The following is a 19,749-nucleotide window of genomic DNA, read 5'->3' on the forward strand; positions in this document are numbered from 1 at the left end:
GGCTTTGAGTGTGCGCGCAGGGCGGGATCCGGGCGGTTCTAGAGGCCAGGCTTCACACTCAAAGCCCAGGCTTCACAGTCAAAGCCGTAGGCGCACAATCAACGCGTCAACCCGCGATCCGACCGCGTTCGACCAGCGCCATCCGCACTCGGCGCACGATATTGGCTCGGTGGTCCTCCGCGACGACTCGGACGATGATCCAGCCCATTCGATCGAGCGTCTCTAGGCGCTGAATGTCGTGGACGTAGCGCCGGCGGTCGGTCTGGTGTTGGTCACCGTCGTATTCAACGCCCACCAGGTACTGCTCCCAGCCCACGTCGACGTGGGCGACGGGTATACCGTCGGCGCCCAACACCGGGATCTGGGTCTGCGGCTGCGGGAATCCGGCGTCGATGAGAAGCAGCCGCAGGTAGCTTTCGCGCGGCGACTGCGCGCCGGGGTCGACCAGCTGCAGCGCGGCTTCCAGTCGGCGCAGCCCGGGCGCGTGGGGATGGCACTTGGCGACACGCAGCACGTCGTCGGCCTTGAATCCCGTTGCCCGCGCGAGCGCATCGAGCCGAACGACCGCCGAGCGAACGGCGCCGCGCCGGCCGATGTCGAAGGCGGTTCGCTCGGGCGTGGTGACGGGGCGCCCGTCCATGACCTGCGTCTCGCCCTCCAGCAATGCGTCGCGCCGTATCAGCACGCCGGGTGGCGGCCGGGTGTTGGTGTGATTCAGTTCGATCGGAACATCGTCCGGAATCCACTCGGCGCCGTGTAAGGCGGCGGCCGCCGCTCCCACGATCGTCGCCGTCCCACCCGACCACAGCCAGGCGGCGGCGATGCGCAGCTTCAACGACAGCCGGGCATCGTTGGACACGTAGACGTTCGGGAATACCGGTCGATAGCGCGTTCTCAGTTGATGCCGGCTCAACGCACCCGATGCCAGTGCCGCACTGCCGACGAACGGTTCGCTCATGCGCCGCAGAGTTGCACAGCGGACGCGGGTCGTGCCGTCCGCTATCCACAGGGGCACACATAGCGAAAACACAGGTTCATGCCGCACAGTTAGCTCATGCCGGGGGAGTCCACGCAGTGGATCAGCACGGCGCGAGGTTTGCGCCGGGCCGGGTTCGGGGTGTCCGGACCAGAGGTCGACGCGGCCATGACCCGGGACTGGCCCGGCCACGTCGACGCCATGCTGGCCGCGAACCCCGACGCCGACCCGGGTGCGATCGCCACGCCGATGCCCGCCCTCGCGGCACCGCGCGCGCCCGGCAAGGGCGCGACGCCGGCCGCCCGCAAGCAGTACAACGGTCAGCTGTCCGAGCAGCAGCGCATGCTGTCCGACTGGTGGTTGACCCGGATGGTCAGCGTCGGCCGGCCGCTCCACGAGAAGCTGACGTTGTTGTGGCACAACCACTTTGCCACCTCCGCGCAGAAGGTCCGGGTGGCGGCGTACATGGCCGCGCAGAACCAGAAGCTGCGCGCCGGATCGCTGGGTGACTTCCGCTCGCTGGCCTACGCGATGCTGACCGACGCCGCGATGCTGCGCTGGCTGGACGGCCAGACCAACACGGCCAAGGCCCCCAACGAAAACCTCGCCCGCGAGTTCATGGAACTTTTCGCGCTGGGCCATGGCAACGGCTACACCGAGGACGACGTGCGCAACGGGGCCCGCGCCCTGACCGGCTGGGTGATCCGCCCCGACGGCCAGACGTCGGTGCTGCCGCGACGCCATGACGCGACGGCCAAGATGCTGTTCGGCCGCACCCAGAACTTCGACGCCGCGGGGTTCTGCGACGCCGTGCTGAGCCAGCCCAAATCGGCGGAGTACGTCGCGGGACGCCTGTGGCAGCAGCTGGCCTCGGACGAGCCGCCTTCGCCGCAGGCGCTCGACCGCCTGGTCGCGGCGTACGGCCCGCGCCGCGACCTGCGGGCGCTGACCCGCGCGATCCTCACCGACGACGAGTTCACCGGCGGCCGGTCCACCGTGGTGAACACCCCGGTCGAATGGCTCGTCGGCGTCATGCGGACACTCCGCGTGTCGCCGGCCAACCCGGCGCACCGCAAGCTCGCGGAGGCGACGTTGGCCGGGCTGGGGCAGCGGCCGTTCTTCCCGCCCAGCGTCGGCGGCTGGCCCAGCGGACCCGTCTGGTTGTCCACCGCCAGCGCCGGAGTTCGCCTGCGCGCCGCGACCGAACTGGCGCTGGCCGGCGACTTGTCGGGCATCGAGAGCGCCCCGGCCGGCGATCGCATCGACGCCGTCGGCTACCTGATCGGCATCGGCGATTGGTCGGACCGCACCGTCAAGGCGCTGCAGCCGCTGGTGCGCCAACCGCCGCAGCTGGTCGCCGCCGCCGTCAATACGCCCGAATACCTGACCTCCTGAGCGGATTTGCCCATGCCCGAGATCAACCGCCGCAAATTCCTGATCGCCAGCGCGGGCGTCGGCGCGGCCGGCCTGCTGTCCGGGGCGGTGGCGGTCAGTTGGCCCGACCTGATGCGCGCGGCGCAGGATCGGCCACTGCCGGCCGGAGCCGGTGTCCTGGTGATCGTGTCGCTGTACGGCGGCAACGACGGGATCAACACTCTGATCCCCTACGGCGACAACGCCTATCACGATGCCCGGCCCGAACTGGCCTACGCCCCCGGCGATGTCCTGCACCTCGACCAGCAACTGGGGCTCAACCCGGCGATGAAGGGACTGGCCCAACTGTGGGGTCAGTCCCGGCTCGCCATCGTGCGCGGCGTCGGCTACCCCAAGCCCGACCACAGCCACTTCCGGTCCATGGACATCTGGCAGACGGCGTCGCCGGACGAGCCGGTGTCGACGGGCTGGATCGGCCGCTGGCTCGACGCCACCGGCGAGGACCCGTTGCGCGCGGTCAACATCGGGGCGGTCCTGCCGCCGTTGGCGTTGGGGCAGAAGCAGACTGCCGCGGCGCTGACCCCGGGCGGCGCGCCGGGCAAGGCGGAGAAATTCGACACCGTCATGACCGCCCTGGGCGCCGACGACCCGAACGACACCCCGGCGATGGCCGCGGTCTGCAAGGCGTACCGCGCCGCGCGCACCACGGATACCACGTTCGCGTCGCTCAAACCTGCTCGTGAGCAACACAATCCGCTGGCGGCGCAACTGGGTGTCGTCGCCGCCGCGGTGCGGGCGCGTGTTCCCACGCGGGTCTACTCCGTGCAGCTGGGCGGTTTCGACACCCACGCCAACGAACGCGGAACCCACCAGCGCCTGCTGCAGACGTTCGACGAGGCGGTCACCGCGTTCCTGCAGCAGGTGGCCGATCCCAACGTGGTGGTGATGGCGTACTCGGAGTTCGGCCGCCGGGTGCGCGCCAACGCCTCCGAAGGCACCGACCACGGCACCGCCGGCCCGGTCTTCGTCGCCGGCGGGCCGGTGCGGGGCGGCTTCTACGGCGACGAGCCCAGCCTCACCGACCTCGACAACGGAGACCTGAAGTACACCACGGACTTTCGCGACGTGTACCACGAACTGCTGGCCCGGACCGTCGGGGCCGATCCCACCCCGTCGGTGGGGGCGGGGCGAAACAGCCTGGGATTCCTAACCGCTTAACGCGCTGACGCAGTCGCGGGCGATGGCCAGCTCCTCGTTGGTCGGGATCACCAGCACGACGATCGGTGATCCGTCCGCGGATATCTGCCGCGCGCCCCGGCCCCCGCTGAGGTTGCGGCGCCCGTCGAGGACGATGCCCATCTCCTCCAGGCCGGCGACCGCGTCGCGGCGTACCGCCGGGTCGTTTTCGCCGATCCCGGCGGTGAAAGTGATGACGTCGGTGTGCCCGAGCACGGCCAGGTAGGCGCCGATGTACTTGCGCAACCGGTGGATGAACACGCTGTAGGCCAATTGCGCGGCGCCGTCGCCGGATTCGATCATCTCCCGCAACCGCCGGAAGTCGCGCTCACCGGACAGGCCCAGGACCCCGGACCGCTCGTTGAGCATCGCCTCGACGTCGTCGACACCCATGTTGGCCCGGTGCCACAGGTAGCTGACGATGCTGGGGTCGATGTCGCCGCTGCGGGTGCCCATCACCAGGCCTTCCAGCGGCGTCAGGCCCATCGACGTGTCGATCGCCCGGGTGCCGGCGATCGCGGACGCCGAGGAACCGTTGCCCAGGTGCAGCACAATCTGTTTCAGCCCGCCGACCGGCCGGTCCAGGAAGGCGGCGGCCTGCTGGCTGACGTAACGGTGCGACGTGCCGTGGAACCCGTAGCGACGGATCTGCCACCGCTCGGCCACGTCGCGGTCGATCGCGTAGGTCGCCGCCGCGGGCGGCATGTCGTGGAAGAAGGCGGTGTCGAACACCGCCACGTGGGGCACGTCGGGCAGCAGCCTGCGGGCCACCTCGATTCCCTTGAGCGCGGGCGGGTTGTGCAGCGGCGCCAACTCGGACAGCTTCTCGAGCGCGGCGATCCGCGCGTCGTCCATCAGCGTCGGCCGATAGAACTCGTTGCCGCCGTGCACCACCCGGTGCCCGACCGCCATCAGCCCGCAGGCCTTCAAGTCGATGCCGGCCCGGGCCAATTCGTCGAAAGCGCGGTGCAGCGCCGCGTCGTGGTCGGCAACCGACGACGCGTCCTCGCCGATCCGCTCGATGTGGCCGGAAGCCCGTGCCTCGCCCGAATCGGGCTGCAGCAGCTGGTATTTCAGGGACGACGAGCCGGAGTTGATCACCAGCACCAGGAGCGCTTCACCGGCCATGGGCGTCCTGCGCCTGAATCGCGGTGATGGCAACCGTGTTCACGATGTCCTCGACCGTCGCGCCGCGGGACAGGTCGTTGACCGGCTTGCGCAGCCCCTGCAGCACCGGGCCGATCGCGATCGCCCCGGCGCTGCGCTGCACCGCCTTGTAGGTGTTGTTGCCGGTGTTGAGGTCGGGAAAGATCAGCACCGTGGCGCGGCCGGCCACCTGCGAATCGCGGAGTTTGGTGGCCGCGACGGACGGTTCGATGGCGGCGTCGTATTGGATCGGGCCTTCGACCAGCAGCTTCGGGTCGCGCCGTCGCACCAGATCCGTTGCTGCCCTGACCTTGTCGACGTCGGCACCCACACCGGAGTCCCCGGTCGAATAGGACAGCATGGCAACCCGCGGCTCGATGCCGAAGCGTGCGGCGGTGCGCGCGGAGCTGATCGCGATGTCGGCGAGCTGCTCGGACGTCGGATTCGGGATGATCGCGCAGTCGCCGTAGACCAGCACCCGGTCGGGCAGGCACATGAAGAACACGCTGGAGACGGTGGAGACATCGGGAACGGTCTTGATGATCTCGAAGGCCGGCCGGACGGTGTGCGCGGTGGTGTGCGCGGCGCCCGACACCATGCCGTCGACGGCGCCGTTGTAGACCAGCATGGTCCCGAAATACGTTCCGTCGCGCATGATCTCGCGGGCGTGCTCGACGGTGATCCCCTTCGCCTTGCGAAGCTCGGCGTACTGTTCCGCGAACTGCTCGCGCAGCGCGCTGTTCAGCGGATCGATCACCGTCGCGCCGTCCAGGTTCACGCCGAGCTCCGACGAACGGAGCCGGATCCGGGCTTCGTCGCCCAGGACGGTCAGGTCGGCGACGCCGCGCTGCAGCAGCCGGCCGGCGGACCGCAGGATGCGGTCGTCGTCGCCCTCGGGAAGGACGATGTGTTTGCGATCCGAGCGGGCCCGCAGCTGCAGCTGGTAGGTGAACATCTGCGGCGTGATCACGCTGGGCATCGAAATGGCAAGCTGGTTCAGGAGATCCGCGATGTCGACGTGGCGGTCCATCAGCGCCAGCGCGGTGTCGATCTTGCGCTGCGAGGTTGCCGTGACCCGGCCGCGGGCGGCGGCGGCGGCGCTGGCCGTGTCGTAGGTGCCCAGCGCCGTCGCGATGATGGGCAGCCGCAACCGCAATCCGCTCACCAGGGCCGCGATGGAGGGATGCAGCTCGAAACCGCCGTTGAGCACCAGGCACGACAGCGACGGAAACCCTTCTGCCGCATGGGCGCTGGCGACGGCGAGCACCACATCGGAGCGGTCTCCGGGGGTGATGACGGCCATGCCGTCGCTCAGCCGTTCCAGCACGTGGTCGGCGGTCATCCCGGCGACCAGCACGGCCATCACCTCGCGTTCCCGCAGCGACGCCTCGCCGCTGACCGGCGTCCCGTTGACGGCCCGTTCCAGCTCGGCCACCGTCGGCGCCGACAGCAGCGGCTCCTCGGGCAGCACGTAGCTGCGCTGGGCTGGCGGCGGAAGCGCCGCTAAACACTTGCGGACCTCGCTCAGTTGGGCCGGATCGCAGCGGTTGGCCACCACCGCCGCGGTGTGGGCGTGCTGAGCCGTCAACTCGGCCAGGCACACCTCGACCACGCCGGCGACCTCCTCGGGAGTGCGGCCCTTGCCGCTGACGGTCAGCAGCACCGGCGCGCCGAGGTTGGCCGCGATCCTCGCGTTGACCGAAAGCTCGGCGGGCCTGGTCACGTCGGTGTAGTCGCTGCCGACGATAACCACGACGTCGCAGGCCTGCGCCATGGCGTGATACGCGTCGACGACGGCGGCGATGGCGGCGTCGGTGTCGGCGTGCAACTGCTGGTAGGTCACGCCCACGCACCGCTCGTACGGCAGGCCCGCGGTGGTGTGCTCCAGCAGCAGTTCCAGGATGTAGTCACGCTTTTCGCCGAGCCGCGTGATGGGCCGGAACACACCGACCCTGGCGACCGTGGCGGTCAGCCGGTGCAGCAGCCCGAGGGCGACCGTCGACTTGCCGGTCTCCGGTTCGGGCGCGGCGATGTATATCGCCGAAATTTCAGCCAAGTCGCCGCAGCCTGGGCGCCAGGTCCTTTTCGAAGAGCTCGAGGAACCGCCGCTGATCCTGGCCGGGCGCGTGGAACACCAGGTGGTTGAGGCCCCAGTCGACGTAGTCCTTGACCTTCTCGACCGCCTCGTCGGGGTCCGACGCCACGATCCAGCGCTTGGCGACCTGCTCGATCGGCAGGGCGTCGGCGGCCTTCTCCATCTCGATCGGGTCGTCGATGCTGTGCTTCTGCTCGGCGGTCAGCGACAGCGGCGCCCAGAACCGGGTGTTCTCCAGCGCCAGCTCGGGGTCGGGGTCGTAGGAGATCTTGATCTCGATCATCTTGTCGATGTCGTCGACGTTGCGGTCCGCGGCCGCGGCGCCCTCCTTGACGGCCGGGATCAGCTTGTCCCTGTAGAGCTCCTCGCCCTTGCCGGAGGTGCAGATGAAGCCGTCACCGGCGCGCCCGGCGTATTTGGCCACCGCCGGACCGCCGGCGGCGATGTAGATCGGGACGCCGCCCTCGGGCACGTCGTAGATCGAGGCGCCCTTGAGCCGGTAGTACTCGCCGGGGAAGTCGACGCGGTCGCCGCGCCACAGCTCCCGCATCAACCGCACCGACTCGCGCAGCCGGGCGAAGCGCTCCTTGAACTCCGGCCAGTCGCCCTCGTATCCGGTGGCGATCTCGTTCAACGCCTCGCCGGTGCCCACCCCGAGGAAGATCCGGTTCGGGTACAGGCACGCCATGGTGGCGAAGGCCTGCGCGATGACGGCCGGGTTGTAGCGGAAGGTCGGGGTGAGCACGGAGGTGCCCAGCACGATGCGTTGGGTGCGTTCGCCGACGGCGGTCATCCAGGCCAGCGAGAACGGGGCATGACCGCCCTCGTGCCGCCACGGCTGGAAGTGGTCGCTGACGGTTGCGCTGTCCATGCCGTGACCCTCGGCGGCGACGGCCAGTTCGACGAGCTCGCGCGGTGCGAATTGTTCGGCGGATGCCTTGTATCCAAGTTTCAGTTCAGCCACGGCTCATTTCTACTCCTATGCTCACTTGCGTGGGCCCAGCACCGACTCTTGTTCAGGTCACCGACACCGTGTACCTCGCCCGGGGCCACGCCGTTAACTGGACCCTGGTCGTCGACGGCACGGGTGTGATGTTGATCGACGCCGGTTATCCCGGGGATCGCGAGGACGTGCTGGGCTCGCTGCGCAAACTCGGCTACGACGCGGGCGATGTGCGCGCCATCCTGCTGACCCACGCGCACGTCGACCACCTGGGCTCGGCGATCTGGTTCGCCCGCGAGCACGGCACCCCGGTGTACTGCCACGCCGACGAAGTCGGTCACGCCAAGCGGGAGTACTTGGAGCAGGTGTCGATTTTCGATGTGGCGGTTCGCATTTGGCGACCGCGGTGGGCGGTGTGGGGCGTGCACGTGGTGCGCAGCGGCGGCCTGATCCGCGACGGCATCCCGTCGGCACGGCCGCTCAGCGCCGAGGTGGCCGCCGGTCTCCCCGGCCACCCGACGGCCGTCGCCACACCGGGGCACACCAGCGGGCACTGCTCGTATGTCGTCGACGGCGTGCTGGCCAGCGGCGACGCGCTGATCACCGGCCACCCGCTGCTGCGTCGCGGCGGCCCACAGCTGCTGCCGGCGGTGTTCAGCCACAGCCAGCAGAGCTGCCTGCGCAGCCTCGGTGCGCTGGCCCTGCTGGACACCGAGGTCCTGCTGCCGGGTCACGGCGACGTGTGGCGCGGGCCCATACGCGAGGCGACCGACGCGGCTTTGGCGCGGGCGAGTTGACCCGCGTAAGCCGGCGCGTGCGCGCCCCGCGGGAGTCGGTGTACCGGGCGCTCCTCGACGCGAATGCCGTGGCACAGTGGCGCGTTCCGGACGGCATGACGGCGGTCGTGCACGAGTTCGACGCCAGGGCCGGAGGGCGGTTCCGCGTTTCGCTGACGTACGAATCGCCGGATCGGCACGGCAAGACCGCCGCGGCCACCGACACCTACCACGGCCGGTTCGTCGAGCTGGTGCCCGGCAAGCGGGTGGTCGAGGAGCTGGAATTCGAGACGACCGATCCGGCCTTGGCGGGGCTGATGCGGATCACCACGACGCTGACGGACGCCGACGGCGGCACCCGAGTGGTGATGGTTCACGACGGCCTACCGCCGGGAGTTTCCGCCGCGGACAACGAGATTGGCACCCAGATGGCATTAGAAAAGCTGGCGGCGCTGGTCGTCGGGTAGTCACAGCGGCCACAGCAGTCCCTGCTCGAGGTGGGTGGATCGGTTTCCGAAAGCGGTATCGCATTTGATACCGGATTCCAGAGTCACCTGCCCCTACCCTGCGAGCCCCAGATGATCCCGCAGCGTCTCGCCCGTGTACTCCGTCCGGAACGCGCCGCGCTCCTGCAGCAGCGGCACCACCCGGTCGACGAACTCGTCCAGCCCGTGCGGCGTCAGGTGCGGCACCAGGATGAACCCGTCGCAGGCGTCGGCCTGGATGTACGTGTCGATCTCGTCGGCGATGCGCACCGGGGTGCCGACGAACTGCTGGCGGCTCGTCACGGTGATCACCAGCTCGCGGATGGACAGCTTCTCGGCCGAGGCCCGTTCGCGATAGCGCCGGGCGACCGCGAGCGGGTCGCCGTGCCGCACCCGCCCCTGCGTGATGGTGCTGTCGACCAGCGGGTCGACGTCGGGTAGCGGGCCGTCGGGGTCGTAGCCCGACAGGTCGCGGCCCCAGACCTGCTCGAGCATCGCGATCGCCGTCGCCCCGCTGACCTGCTGGTAGCGGATGTGGTGCGCCCGGTCCTGCGCCTCGGCATCGGTGTCGCCGATGACGAACGTCGCGGCCGGAAACACCTTGAGCCGGTTGGGGTCTCGCCCGAACGCCGCGGCACGGCCCTTGACGTCTGCGTAGTAGCGTTGGCCGTCTTCCAGCGACGAGTGCAGGGTGAACAGGGCGTCGGCGTTGCGGGCGCCGAACGCGCGGCCGTCGGCGGAGTCGCCGGCCTGCAGCAAGATCGGATGACCCTGCGGGCCGGCGGGCAGCGTCGCGAAGCCGCGCACATCGAACTGCGGGCCGTGGTGCGCGACGCTGCGGACGCGGTCGGGGTCGACGTAGACGCCGGCGTCGACATCGGCCAGCACGGCATCGTCCGCCCAGCTGTCCCAGAATTGGCGCGCCACGGACAGGAACTCCTCGGCGCGCGTGTACCTGTCGGTGTGGTCGAGGAACCCGCCGCGGCGGAAGTTGGCGCCGGTGAAGGCGTCCGACGAGGTCACCATGTTCCACCCGGCGCGGCCGCCGGACAGGTGGTCGAGCGTCGCGAATTGCCTTGCCACCTCGAAGGGTTCGTTGAAGGTGGTGTTGATGGTGCCCGTCAGCCCGATCCGGTCGGTGACGCCCGCCAGCGCGGCCAGCACCGTGAAGGTGTCCGGGCGGCCCACCACGTCGAGGTCGTAGATGCGGCCGCGGTGCTCGCGCAGGCGCAGCCCCTCGGCCAGGAAGAAGAAGTCGAACAGGCCGCGTTCGGCGGTGCGGGCCAGGTGCACGAACGACTCGAACTCGATCTGGCTGCCCGCGGCGGGATCGGTCCACACCGTGGTGTTGTTGACGCCCGGGAAGTGGGCGGCCAGGTGAATCGGCTTGCGGCGCTTTCCCTCTCGAACGCTCAACCCTTTAACCCCCACCGCTTGGCGATCAGTTCGTGCGAGCGCAATCGGTCGGACTGCCGGTGGGTGACCGAGGTGATGACGAGTTCGTCGGCGCGGGTCGCGCGTTGCAGCGTCGCCAGCCGCTCGGCGACCTCGTCGGGGTCGCCGACGAATTGGGTTGCCACCCGGTCGATCACGACCGCCAGCTGCTCGTCGGTCAGCGGGTCGCAGTCGTCGGGGTCGGGATAGGGGGCGGCGCCGCCGCCGGCCCGGATCGAATACACCCAGTGGCCGTAGCTGGAGGCCAGGTGTTTGGCGGTGGCCGTGTCGTCGGCGACCACGATGTCGGCCGAGACCACCACGTGGGGCCGCGGCAGCGCCGCGGACGGGACGAAGGCGTCGCGGTAGGCGTCGATGGCGTCCAGGGCGGTCGCCGGGGTGAGGTGGTAGCTGGCCACGAACGGCAGCCCCCGGGCGCCGGCGACCTGGGCGCTGCGGCCCTTGCTGCTGCCGAAGATCCAGGGCGTCAGGGTGGCGCCCTCGCCGGGGACCGCGTGCACGTCGAACCCGTCGACCTCGTAGGTGCCGGCCAGCATCGCCATGATGTCGGCGAGTTGCTCGGCGAAGTCGGGTGCGACGGCATCGGGCTGCTGCAGGATGGCCTGGGTGGCCTGCACCCGGCCGCCGCCCAGCAGCGTGCGCAGGTCGAACGGCGGCGGGATGACGACGCCGTCGACCTCGCGCCATTCGCGGGAGGGTTCGGGCCGGGGCGGTTTCGGGCTTTTCGGTTTGGTGATCCGGCGCTGCGCGGAGCGGCCCAGGCCGAGGTCGATGCGGCCGGGATAGAACGCGTCGAGCATGCCGAAGCTTTCCACCACCGCGGCGGCCGTGGTGTGGCTGAGCTGCACGGCCGCCGAGCCCACCCGAATCGTGTCGGTGGCGGCCGCGATCTGCCCGATCAGCACCGCCGGCGCCGCGCTGGCGACGGCGACGAAGTGGTGCTCGGCGACCCAGAACCGGCGAAAGCCCCACCGCTCGGCGTGCTGGGCGAGCTCGATCGTGTTGCGCAACGCCGTCGCCGCGTCGCCGCCGGCGCTGATCGGCGAGAGGTCCAGGATCGACAGCGGCACCGGGGTCATCGGCGCACCGCCGCATAGCGGTTGCGCGCCACGGGCAGCCCCAGGCGGGCGCGCAGGGTCTCACCGTCGCGATAGGCGGTGCGAAAACGCCCGGCCCGCTGCAGCAGCGGCACCACCTCGTCGACGATCGCCGGCAGGTCGGTGGCGTTGACGGCCGGCCGCAGCCGTGCGCCGTCGACGCCCAGCCGATGCCAACCCGACAGCAGGTCCACCAATTCGGTCGCGCCGCCGGTGAAGACCAGGGCGTCCGACCGGAAGTCTCCGTCGCCGTGGAACGAAACCACCACGTCGGCAAGCACTTTCAGGTGCGCGCCGCCCGCCGCGCGCACCTGGCCGAGGATGCTACGCACCGAAGCGTCGTCGGTGGGCGTGATGAACACGACGTCGGCGGCGGCCGCGGCGAATTCATAGGCGGGGCCGACGTGCGCGAGCGCGGCCACCACCGGCTGGCCCTGCGGTGGGCGCGGCGTGATCGAGGGCCCCTTGACGGAGAAGTACTTTCCGGTGAAGTCGATGTAGTGCAGCTTGTCCACGTCGACGTAGCGCCCGGTGGTCACGTCGCGGATGATCGCGTCGTCCTCCCAGCTGTCCCACAACCGGCGCGCCACCTCGACGAACTCGGCGGCCTCGTCAAACAGGGGTAATCCGGAGACGTCGCGGCGGCCGAACAGGGCCGCCTCGTGCGCGGTGGCGCTCACCCGCGGCTGCCAGCCCGCCCGCCCATGCGACACAAAGTCAAGGGTCGCAATGGATTTGGAGACGTGAAAGGGCTCGGTGTGGGTGACCGTGGCCACGGGCATCAGCCCGATGTGTCGCGTCGCGGGGGCGACGCGGGCCGCAACCAGCACGGCGTCGGCGCGGCCGGTCAGCCGATCCGGATGGATCCGGGCGCTTCGCCCGATCTGCGGCATCAGGCTGTCGTCGATGGTCAGGAAGTCCAGCAGCCCGCGCTCGGCGGTGGCCGCCAGCCCGGCCCAGTAGCGGCCGCCGAGCACCGACGGGGCGGCCGGGTCGGAGGCCGGTGTGCTGCGCCACGCGTGCGGGTGCCAGCCGTACCCGTCGAGCGCGACGCCCAGGTGGAACTGACCGGTCATACCAGCCACTTTTCGAAGGCGATCGGGCGAAACGGCCCCCAATCCGGCAGCGGCTCCGCGGGGGCGATGCGGCAGTACCCCGTCGCGTCGTACAGCGCCTCGGCCTCGGGCTGGCGGTTGCCGGTGATCAGGTAGAGCCGCCGGTAGCCCCGCGCGGCGGTCTCGGCCTCCAGCGCCGCCAGCAGCGCCCGCGCGTAACCGCGGCGCCGGTGGGCGCTGTCGGTCCAGATCCGTTTGAGCTCGGCGGTTTCGGCGTCGAAGCGCCGGAACGCGCCGCCGGTGACCGGCGCGCCGTCCACCACGCCGACGAGCAATCCGCCGTCGGGCGGGGCCAATTCGTCCGTCGGCACCGGCAGCCAGGCCAGGTGCGCGTCGGGCGTGCCGCCGTAGCGTTGCGCGTACTCGACGGCCAGCTCGGCCAGCAGCGGCTGCGCCAGCGGGTCCTCGTGGGTGGCCGCGACGAAGCGGAGCCGGGTGGGCGTCACGTAATCATCTAACGTTTCCGACGCCCACCCATTCCACCCCGGGCGGGTCCGCCTTACTGGCCCGGGGGCATCAGCACCGTGTCGATCATGTACACCGTCGCGTTGGACGTGCGCACGCCGCCGCAGACCAGGCCCGCATTGTTGACCCGCAGGTCGTTGCCCTGGCCGGCCACGGTCACCGGCGCGCCCTGCAGCGTGGGGTGTACGCCGCCGACCGCCGCCGGGCTCAACTGACCCTGGACCACGTGATACGTCAGGATCCCCGTCAGCAGCTGCGAGTCCGCCTTCAGCTTGTCGACGGTGCCCGCCGGCAGCTTGTCGAATGCGGCGTTGGTGGGCGCGAACACCGTGTACTGGCCGTTGTTGAGGGTCGCGACCAGGTTCACGTTCGGATTCAGCTTCCCCGACAGCGCCGAGGCCAGGGTGGTCAACATCGGGTTGTTCGACGCCGCCGTCGCCACCGGGTCACGCGACATTCCCATCACGGACCCGGGTCCGCTCGGATTCTGCTTGGCATAGTCCGCGCAACCCGTCCCGATCAGGTCACTCGAGTTGTCGGCGGAGGCCGTAGCCATCGGCACCCCGGCGACGGCGATGGCCGCCAGACCCGCTGCGGCAAGTGTTTTCGCACCAATGCTCATCATTTGCGTTTCGACTCCTTCGTCACAGGCGGCCCTGCGTGGCCGTCTTCTCGTGGAACACAGGTCATTCGGAGCGGCGGCGCGGGTGGATGGGGGCACCGCGAGAAAATTTAAGGAAATGAACCTTTAACTGGCTTAACGAGCCGCGATGGCGTCTTACGGTCGCGTCGCGGTGACGAATCCCGGAACGACGGCAAGGTCGTCGGGGCTGCCGCGCCACAGCTCGGCCAGCCCCATGCCAGAGAACAGGTCGATGACGTTGCGCTCGACCGTTTTCCAGCCCTCTGCCGCCAGATGCTCGGGCACGTACCGGTATTCACCCGGGTAGGTCAGGCTGGCCAGGTCGACGTCCAGGCCGTGTCGTCGCCAGCCGTCGACGAACGCCCGGCTCGCCTCGACGTGCAGCGGTGTCCAGGTGGGCATGTGGTCGGCGGCGAACCGGCTGCCCGCGGCGCTCACCGCCGTGACGTCCTGCAGCAACCGATTCTGCGCATCGGGCGGCAGGTAGCCCACGAGCAGTTGCTCGGCGATCCAGATGGTCGGTTGAGCGGGGTCGAAACCGACCCGGCGCAACCCGGCCAGCCAGTCCTGGCGAAGGTCGATGCCCACCGCGCACCGGTTCGCCGCCAGGGTGGCGCCCAGCGCGCGCACCACGTCCGACTTGAAGTCGAGCACCTGCGGACGGTCGATCTCGTACACGGTCGTTCCCCGCGGCCACCACAGCCGATACGGGCGGGTGTCCAGCCCGGAGCCCAGGATCACGGCCTGGCGGATGCCCGCCCTGCCCGCGTCGGCGATGAACTCGTCCACCAGCCGGGTGTGGACGGCGAGGATGTCGATGAGGCCGGTCATCGTCGGATCGGCGCCGCCGTCGTCGGAGAACAGGTCGTCGTCGACGAACCGGATGAAGTACTCGGCCCCCGTGGCCCGCACCAGGGGTTCGGCGAAGGCGTCGTTCAGCAGCCCCCTGTTCGTGGCCACCGCCCTGGCCAGTGCCCCGAACGCCGCGGTCGCGCCGGCGCCGCTGGTCGGGTCCCAGCCGTCGCCGTGCGCCCGCGCCATCGCCGTCAGCCGTCGATGCGGCGCCGCAGGGCGAGCCCGGCGACCGCTCGCCACCCGAGCAGCAGGAACGCGGTCACCGACGCGGCGACCACCACGAAGCTCGCCGCCACACCCGCCGAACTGGCCTTGCGCAGCAGCATGCCGATCGCGACCGTGCACAGCCAGACGATCACGCCGGTGGGCGCCACCGCGGTGGGTTGCCGCCAGGCGCGCGACGCCAGCCATCCGACGAGGGTGCCGGTCAGGAACGGCCAGGCCGTCGCCGCGACGCCGCCGATGTCGAGCCCCTCGTCGTGGCTGCGGCGGCCGACGGCGCAGAACACCACCACGGCGATGACGTCCAAGAACAGATACGCCAGCCGCTGGAGCCTGAGCATGACGCGAGAGTACCGGTTAGTGGCAGGCTGGCCCTATGAGCACCGACGCGCCCCCCGCCTTCGACCGCGACGACCCCCTGGGCCTGGACGCCTCGCTGTCCAGCGACGAGCTGGCGGTGCGCGACACCGTCCGGCAGTTCTGCGCCGAGCACGTGCTGCCCTACGTCGCCGAGTGGTTCGAGATCGGCGACCTGCCGGTTCGCCAGCTGGCCAAGCAGTTCGGCGAGCTCGGCCTGCTCGGCATGCACCTGCGCGGCTACGGCTGCGGCGGGGCGTCGGCGGTGCACTACGGGCTGGCCTGCACGGAGCTGGAGGCCGCCGACTCCGGCATCCGGTCAATGGTGTCCGTGCAGGGATCGCTGGCGATGTTCGCGATCTGGAAGTTCGGCTCCGAGGAGCAGAAGCAGCAGTGGCTGCCCGGCATGGCCGCCGGCGAACTGCTCGGCTGCTTCGGGCTGACCGAACCCGACGTCGGGTCGGACCCGGCCGCGATGAAAACGCGGGCGCGGCGGGACGGTTCGGACTGGGTGATCAACGGCCGCAAGCTGTGGATCACCAACGGCTCGGTCGCCGACGTCGCCATCGTCTGGGCCGCCACCGACGACGGGATTCGCGGCTTCGTGGTGCCCACCAGGACCCCCGGCTTCGCCGCCAACACGATTCACCACAAGCTGTCGCTGCGCGCGTCGATCACCAGCGAGCTGGTCCTCGACGACGTGCGGGTGCCCGCCGACGCGATGCTGCCCGAGGCGCACGGCCTGCGCGGCCCGTTGTCGTGCCTGTCGGAGGCGCGCTACGGAATCATCTGGGGCTCGATGGGCGCGGCGCGGTCGGCGTGGCAGGCCGCCCTCGACTACGCCACGCAGCGCACCCAATTCGGCCGCCCGATCGCCGGATTCCAGCTGACGCAGGCCAAACTCGTCGACATGGCCGTCGAGCTGCACAAGGGGCAGCTGCTGTCGCTGCACCTCGGTCGCCTGAAGGACGGCGTCGGGCTGCGCCCCGAGCAGGTCAGCTTCGGCAAGCTCAACAACACCCGCGAGGCGATCAAGATCTGCCGGACCGCCCGAACGATCCTGGGCGGCAACGGAATATCGCTGGAGTACCCCGTGATCCGGCACATGGTCAACCTGGAGTCGGTGCTGACCTACGAGGGCACGCCGGAGATGCACCAGCTCGTCCTCGGCCAGGCATTCACCGGCAGTGATGCGTTCCGCTGACAGGAGTCGATCATGAAATCTGTTGCCTACCGGATCGGTGCGCTGGTCGCCGCGTGCGGGCTGATGTCCGCGCCCGCGGCGGCCGCCGACCCGGTCACCCTGCCGCCGATGACGTCGGGCGGCGGCGGCGCGATCATCGGCGGCGGCAACAACACCGGCATCTCGCAGCAACTGATCGGCCTCTCCAACCCGAACGTCCAAGAGGTCGACGGCGCGGACGCGGCCCAGTTCATCAACGCCGCGGCGGCCGTGAGCAACCCACAGCTCGCGGCCCCGTTCGGACTGCTCAAGCGGGCGTTGGCGTGCCAGACCAACAACGCCGGTTTCGGGGCGCGCGCCTACCGGCGCAACGACGGGCAGTGGGGAGGTGCGATGCTGGTCGCCGCCAAGAGCGCGACGCCGAACGTCGACGCCCTGACCGCGTGCGCCAAGACCAACTGGCGGCGGCCGACCCTCGGCAGCGACACCGCGATGTGCAACAGCGGCTGGACCACGCCCAACTCCTTCGACAGCCGCCACAGCGGCGCCGAGGCCTATTACATCTTCCTGGCCGGCACGGCCGATGACTTCTGCACCGCACTCAACGCGAAGTACAAGACCAACGCCGGCGCCTGGCCGTTCTAAACCGCTTGTAGCCGAACGATTTTCACCACGGCCGGCGCGCCCGAATCCGTGCTCGGGGTGTGCGGCAACAGGGCCGCCAGGGTCCAAAGCGCAATGCCGCCGACGAGCGCGATCGCGCCGATGACGATCCCGGCGATCGCCATGCCGCGGCCCTTCTGGCCGGTTCGCTTGATCTGGGACAAAGCGACGAAACCGAAGATGATGCCGAGGAAAGCCCCGATGAACATGCAGACCCAGCCGAACAGGGAGCACACCAGCGACGCGACGGCGAAACCGTTGGTGCCGACCATCGGCGGCGGCGGGTACCCGGGCGGCGGGTAGCCGTAGCCGCCCGCCGGCGGGGGCGGCGGGTAACCGTAACCGCCCGGCGGTGGGGGCGGGTAGCTGGGCGGTAGATCCGTCACGGCAGCCTCCTACATCGAGGCAACACTCTACTCCGCGTTTCGCCTGGTAGAAGGGCGGCGCTCAGCCGTCGATGTGCGTCGGCGGGTCGGAGAAGGACATATCCGGCGGCCGCTGGTCGGGGCCCATCACGTCGCAGCGCCGTTCGGGCACCAGGTAGGAACTGGCGCCGTGCGGAACCAACTGGGGAGCCGCCACGCAGCGTTGCCAGGTGCCGTCGGGCTGGACGGGTCCGTCGCACTTGCTGAGCACGGGCCCCCCGTACAGGCAGCCGGCGCCGGCCGGCGGCGCAGAGGCGATCAGCCCCGAGGCAACCACCAGAGCGGCCAACCCTCCGACGATCCACCGCTTCATGCTGCCTCCCGTCACGTCGCCGCTGGGGCCTCGCAACGACGCTACCGCCTCTGCGGCCCTGTGATCCAGGTCACCCTGGACGCGGGCCGGCGGCTAGCATGGAGCTGTTATGAGGGCGGTCGTCATCGCGGTCTGCTCCGCGATCGTGTCGGTGTTTCTCGGCGTCCCGGCGGTGGCGCACGCGGACCCGTGTGTCAACGGCACCGTCCGGCCCGGCCCGGGTGCCGCCGTCCTCCTGTGCCAGGACCGCGGGTGGCTGCTGGTCATCCCGAAGGGCGTCGGCGGTTATGGCCCGGATCAACCGCTGCCGCCGGCATGTGTGACGTTCCCGGACAAGTACATGTGCCCGGCTCCGCCCGATTAGAAGGGTGGGTCGTCGTCGGTCGGGGGTGGGGCGGGTCCGCCGTAGGACCAGTAGTCCCCGGGCGGGGTCGTCGTGCGTGCTTCGCGGGCCTCGCGGTTGTGCCGGCGTTCGGCGGCCACGCGGTAGGCGCGGTCTTGGGCGCGGGTGCGCCGGCGGCGGGGCATCATCGCGGTACGTTCGGCGCAGTAGTCAGCCGGGGGCTCGGCTTCGGGGGCCGGGAAGAACCCGCCGACGGCTCGACACAAACTGGGAAACAGCAGCGCGCTACCCGGGGTGGTCACATGGGTCTGCCCGGCCGGTGACGTCAGGATGAGCGTCCCGTCGGCCAGCTGTTGTTCGGCCCAGCCCAGGAACGTCTTGATCAAGTGGTGGATTCTGCAGTAGCACTTGAGGTTTGACGCGTGGGTCAGCCCGCCCAGGGCGTAGGGGATGGTGTGGTCGACGTCGCAGTCGATAGCGGGGTGATCACAGCCGGGCCAGCGGCACGTCAGATCGCGGGAGCGCACGAAATCCGCCAGCGCCTTGGAGGGCACGTATCCGTTCTCGGGCGGGGCGTCGCCGGGGTGGATCAGCGGCATCAGCTTGGCCGAGGCCGCCAACTCGGCCACCAGTTCGGGCGGGATCAACCCGTCGGCGCCCACTTCGGACCCCGGCGCGCCGCCGGTGCCCTCGAGGGTGGCCTGCTCGGCGATCACATGAATCACCACCGGTGACGCGGGTGGCCGTGTCCCGGCCGCACAATCCGGACGCCCGCACCGGCACCCGAGCCGATCCGCCCCGGCGGCCAGCGCCCCGAGGGCATCGGCGCGGCGCTGCTCGCGAGTGCGCGGGTCGTGCGCACACACCGTGGCCGCCAACGCATCGAGTCGCTTATCCAACGCGTGCGCGTCCGGGGTGAACAGGCTGCCATGAATCTCCGAGATGCCGCCCTCGACCCGATCACCGATCCAGACCTCGCGATCCCGTCGCGCTTCGGCGCGCCGCCGCACCGCATCCACGTCGGCTTTGGCCACGATCTTGTCCACCTGCCCGGCCAACCGGCCCCGGCTCATCGACGGCCAGCGCCCCACATTCGCCGCCAGGGCGGCGTCCACCGCCGCCAACACCTGACGGTCCTCAATCAGATCGGTGCGATACACCAGCGTCTGAAACGTCCGATAGTCGATGTCCCCTGATTTGAACATCTCGGCGACTTGGGGCAGCCGCTCACGCATGGCGCGCGCGTAGCGCACTCGAGACGCCGCCAACCCCTGGCTGATCCGCAGCGCCGCGGCGACCTCGGCGGCGACTGCCTCCACGGTGTCGACGGCCCAGTCCTCGGTGTCCGAGCAGCGCGACAACCGATACCCAAACAACCGCCCGATCGCCGCCAGCTGCGCGGCCGCCGCCTGGTTTTCCTGCCGCGATGATGCGCAGATCTCCTCGACCAGGGCGGCCGACTCGGCCGTCTTCGACGGATAGCACCGCTCGATCTCCTCATCGAACCGCGCGATGACCTCCGGCGACGATCGCTTTGATTCGAACACATGTTCGAGTATGCCATCGCCCACCGACAACATAG

Annotated in this window: 21 protein-coding genes; 7 read left to right on the forward strand and 14 right to left on the reverse strand. The window is 70.1% G+C overall.

Annotation, left to right across the window (positions count from 1 at the left end; genetic code table 11):
• Window positions 1-106: 106 nt before the first annotated feature.
• Complete coding sequence (locus tag A5705_RS08370) at window positions 107-958, reverse strand: hypothetical protein (protein ID WP_068276776.1); 852 nt, start codon at window positions 956-958, stop codon at window positions 107-109.
• A 96-nt stretch (window positions 959-1,054) separates the two neighbouring features.
• Here A5705_RS08370 and A5705_RS08375 point away from each other — a divergent pair, with 96 nt between their 5' ends.
• Complete coding sequence (locus A5705_RS08375; RefSeq protein WP_067883254.1) at window positions 1,055-2,371, forward strand: DUF1800 domain-containing protein; 1,317 nt, start codon at window positions 1,055-1,057, stop codon at window positions 2,369-2,371.
• A gap of 12 nt (window positions 2,372-2,383) precedes the next feature.
• On the forward strand, window positions 2,384-3,568 hold the full coding sequence (locus tag A5705_RS08380; RefSeq protein ID WP_068276778.1) for a DUF1501 domain-containing protein: 1,185 nt from the start codon (window positions 2,384-2,386) through the stop codon (window positions 3,566-3,568).
• Here the strand turns inward: A5705_RS08380 and A5705_RS08385 are convergent.
• Genes A5705_RS08385 through fgd form a run of 3 tightly spaced genes read right to left on the reverse strand, consistent with a single transcriptional unit; the run spans window position 3,557 to window position 7,791 of the window.
• Window positions 3,557-4,714: an acetate kinase gene (locus tag A5705_RS08385; RefSeq protein ID WP_068276780.1), complete on the reverse strand. Its 1,158-nt coding sequence runs from the start codon at window positions 4,712-4,714 to the stop codon at window positions 3,557-3,559. The genes A5705_RS08380 and A5705_RS08385 overlap by 12 nt on opposite strands.
• Entirely contained in the window at window positions 4,704-6,788 is a 2,085-nt protein-coding gene (pta, locus tag A5705_RS08390; protein WP_068276783.1) for a phosphate acetyltransferase, read from the reverse strand. The genes A5705_RS08385 and pta overlap by 11 nt, the downstream gene beginning before the upstream one ends.
• A complete protein-coding gene (gene fgd / locus A5705_RS08395; RefSeq protein WP_068276786.1) occupies window positions 6,781-7,791 on the reverse strand; it encodes a glucose-6-phosphate dehydrogenase (coenzyme-F420) in 1,011 nt (336 codons plus the stop codon). Before fgd ends, pta begins: the two co-directional genes overlap by 8 nt.
• Before the next feature lie 29 nt (window positions 7,792-7,820).
• Between fgd and A5705_RS08400 the strand changes: the two genes are divergently transcribed.
• Window positions 7,821-8,567 (forward strand): MBL fold metallo-hydrolase, encoded by a 747-nt coding sequence (locus A5705_RS08400; RefSeq protein WP_231982386.1) that lies wholly within the window; start codon window positions 7,821-7,823, stop codon window positions 8,565-8,567.
• 17 nt (window positions 8,568-8,584) lie between these two features.
• The gene (locus A5705_RS08405) at window positions 8,585-9,013 is read left to right on the forward strand and encodes an SRPBCC domain-containing protein (RefSeq protein WP_255400276.1); all 429 of its coding nucleotides are present in this window, start codon (window positions 8,585-8,587) and stop codon (window positions 9,011-9,013) included.
• Between the two features lie 93 nt (window positions 9,014-9,106).
• Here the strand turns inward: A5705_RS08405 and A5705_RS08410 are convergent, their stop codons facing one another.
• From A5705_RS08410 to A5705_RS08440, 7 genes are all read right to left on the reverse strand, one after another.
• The gene (locus A5705_RS08410; RefSeq protein WP_068276796.1) at window positions 9,107-10,447 is read right to left on the reverse strand and encodes an NtaA/DmoA family FMN-dependent monooxygenase; all 1,341 of its coding nucleotides are present in this window, start codon (window positions 10,445-10,447) and stop codon (window positions 9,107-9,109) included.
• Window positions 10,444-11,565, reverse strand: a complete 1,122-nt coding sequence (locus A5705_RS08415; protein WP_068276799.1) for an LLM class flavin-dependent oxidoreductase — start codon at window positions 11,563-11,565, stop codon at window positions 10,444-10,446. The genes A5705_RS08410 and A5705_RS08415 overlap by 4 nt, the downstream gene beginning before the upstream one ends.
• Complete coding sequence (locus A5705_RS08420; protein WP_068276802.1) at window positions 11,562-12,659, reverse strand: LLM class flavin-dependent oxidoreductase; 1,098 nt, start codon at window positions 12,657-12,659, stop codon at window positions 11,562-11,564. Before A5705_RS08420 ends, A5705_RS08415 begins: the two co-directional genes overlap by 4 nt.
• The gene (locus A5705_RS08425; protein ID WP_067883264.1) at window positions 12,656-13,144 is read right to left on the reverse strand and encodes a GNAT family N-acetyltransferase; all 489 of its coding nucleotides are present in this window, start codon (window positions 13,142-13,144) and stop codon (window positions 12,656-12,658) included. Before A5705_RS08425 ends, A5705_RS08420 begins: the two co-directional genes overlap by 4 nt.
• A 53-nt stretch (window positions 13,145-13,197) precedes the next feature.
• Entirely contained in the window at window positions 13,198-13,788 is a 591-nt protein-coding gene (locus A5705_RS08430; RefSeq protein WP_067883265.1) for a fasciclin domain-containing protein, read from the reverse strand.
• Window positions 13,789-13,941: 153 nt separating this feature from the next.
• Window positions 13,942-14,847 (reverse strand): class I SAM-dependent methyltransferase, encoded by a 906-nt coding sequence (locus tag A5705_RS08435; protein ID WP_067883266.1) that lies wholly within the window; start codon window positions 14,845-14,847, stop codon window positions 13,942-13,944.
• A 5-nt stretch (window positions 14,848-14,852) separates the two neighbouring features.
• A complete protein-coding gene (locus A5705_RS08440; protein ID WP_067883267.1) occupies window positions 14,853-15,224 on the reverse strand; it encodes a DUF3054 domain-containing protein in 372 nt (123 codons plus the stop codon).
• Between the two features lie 35 nt (window positions 15,225-15,259).
• On the opposite strand from A5705_RS08440, the gene A5705_RS08445 reads away from it, so the two are divergent.
• Both A5705_RS08445 and A5705_RS08450 read left to right on the forward strand, forming a co-directional pair.
• Complete coding sequence (locus A5705_RS08445) at window positions 15,260-16,444, forward strand: acyl-CoA dehydrogenase (protein WP_068276805.1); 1,185 nt, start codon at window positions 15,260-15,262, stop codon at window positions 16,442-16,444.
• A gap of 12 nt (window positions 16,445-16,456) precedes the next feature.
• Complete coding sequence (locus tag A5705_RS08450; RefSeq protein ID WP_068276808.1) at window positions 16,457-17,068, forward strand: hypothetical protein; 612 nt, start codon at window positions 16,457-16,459, stop codon at window positions 17,066-17,068.
• Here A5705_RS08450 and A5705_RS28465 read toward each other — a convergent pair.
• On the reverse strand, window positions 17,065-17,472 hold the full coding sequence (locus tag A5705_RS28465; protein WP_068276811.1) for a DUF4190 domain-containing protein: 408 nt from the start codon (window positions 17,470-17,472) through the stop codon (window positions 17,065-17,067). The two genes, A5705_RS08450 and A5705_RS28465, sit on opposite strands and share 4 nt — an antisense overlap.
• 61 nt (window positions 17,473-17,533) lie before the next feature.
• On the reverse strand, window positions 17,534-17,824 hold the full coding sequence (locus A5705_RS08460) for a hypothetical protein (protein WP_067883271.1): 291 nt from the start codon (window positions 17,822-17,824) through the stop codon (window positions 17,534-17,536).
• Window positions 17,825-17,933: 109 nt separating this feature from the next.
• Here A5705_RS08460 and A5705_RS08465 point away from each other — a divergent pair, with 109 nt between their 5' ends.
• Entirely contained in the window at window positions 17,934-18,188 is a 255-nt protein-coding gene (locus A5705_RS08465; protein WP_068276814.1) for a hypothetical protein, read from the forward strand.
• Here A5705_RS08465 and A5705_RS08470 read toward each other — a convergent pair.
• Window positions 18,185-19,747: an HNH endonuclease signature motif containing protein gene (locus tag A5705_RS08470; protein WP_156763065.1), complete on the reverse strand. Its 1,563-nt coding sequence runs from the start codon at window positions 19,745-19,747 to the stop codon at window positions 18,185-18,187. The genes A5705_RS08465 and A5705_RS08470 overlap by 4 nt on opposite strands.
• Between the last annotated feature and the right edge of the window lie 2 nt (window positions 19,748-19,749).

The organism is Mycobacterium sp. E787, assembly GCF_001668725.1.
GTDB lineage: Bacteria > Actinomycetota > Actinomycetes > Mycobacteriales > Mycobacteriaceae > Mycobacterium.

Bases quoted from the DNA above. Each gene is read 5' to 3' on its own strand.
- A5705_RS08370 (WP_068276776.1), bottom strand. From the start codon at position 958: ATGAGCGAACCGTTCGTCGGCAGTGCGGCACTGGCATCGGGTGCGTTG.
- A5705_RS08375 (WP_067883254.1), top strand. From the start codon at position 1,055: ATGCCGGGGGAGTCCACGCAGTGGATCAGCACGGCGCGAGGTTTGCGC.
- A5705_RS08380 (WP_068276778.1), top strand. From the start codon at position 2,384: ATGCCCGAGATCAACCGCCGCAAATTCCTGATCGCCAGCGCGGGCGTC.
- A5705_RS08385 (WP_068276780.1), bottom strand. From the start codon at position 4,714: ATGGCCGGTGAAGCGCTCCTGGTGCTGGTGATCAACTCCGGCTCGTCG.
- A5705_RS08415 (WP_068276799.1), bottom strand. From the start codon at position 11,565: ATGACCCCGGTGCCGCTGTCGATCCTGGACCTCTCGCCGATCAGCGCC.
- A5705_RS08420 (WP_068276802.1), bottom strand. From the start codon at position 12,659: ATGACCGGTCAGTTCCACCTGGGCGTCGCGCTCGACGGGTACGGCTGG.
- A5705_RS08430 (WP_067883265.1), bottom strand. From the start codon at position 13,788: ATGATGAGCATTGGTGCGAAAACACTTGCCGCAGCGGGTCTGGCGGCC.
- A5705_RS08435 (WP_067883266.1), bottom strand. From the start codon at position 14,847: ATGGCGCGGGCGCACGGCGACGGCTGGGACCCGACCAGCGGCGCCGGC.
- A5705_RS08440 (WP_067883267.1), bottom strand. From the start codon at position 15,224: ATGCTCAGGCTCCAGCGGCTGGCGTATCTGTTCTTGGACGTCATCGCC.
- A5705_RS08445 (WP_068276805.1), top strand. From the start codon at position 15,260: ATGAGCACCGACGCGCCCCCCGCCTTCGACCGCGACGACCCCCTGGGC.
- A5705_RS08450 (WP_068276808.1), top strand. From the start codon at position 16,457: ATGAAATCTGTTGCCTACCGGATCGGTGCGCTGGTCGCCGCGTGCGGG.
- A5705_RS08460 (WP_067883271.1), bottom strand. From the start codon at position 17,824: ATGAAGCGGTGGATCGTCGGAGGGTTGGCCGCTCTGGTGGTTGCCTCG.
- A5705_RS08465 (WP_068276814.1), top strand. From the start codon at position 17,934: ATGAGGGCGGTCGTCATCGCGGTCTGCTCCGCGATCGTGTCGGTGTTT.
- A5705_RS08470 (WP_156763065.1), bottom strand. From the start codon at position 19,747: ATGTTGTCGGTGGGCGATGGCATACTCGAACATGTGTTCGAATCAAAG.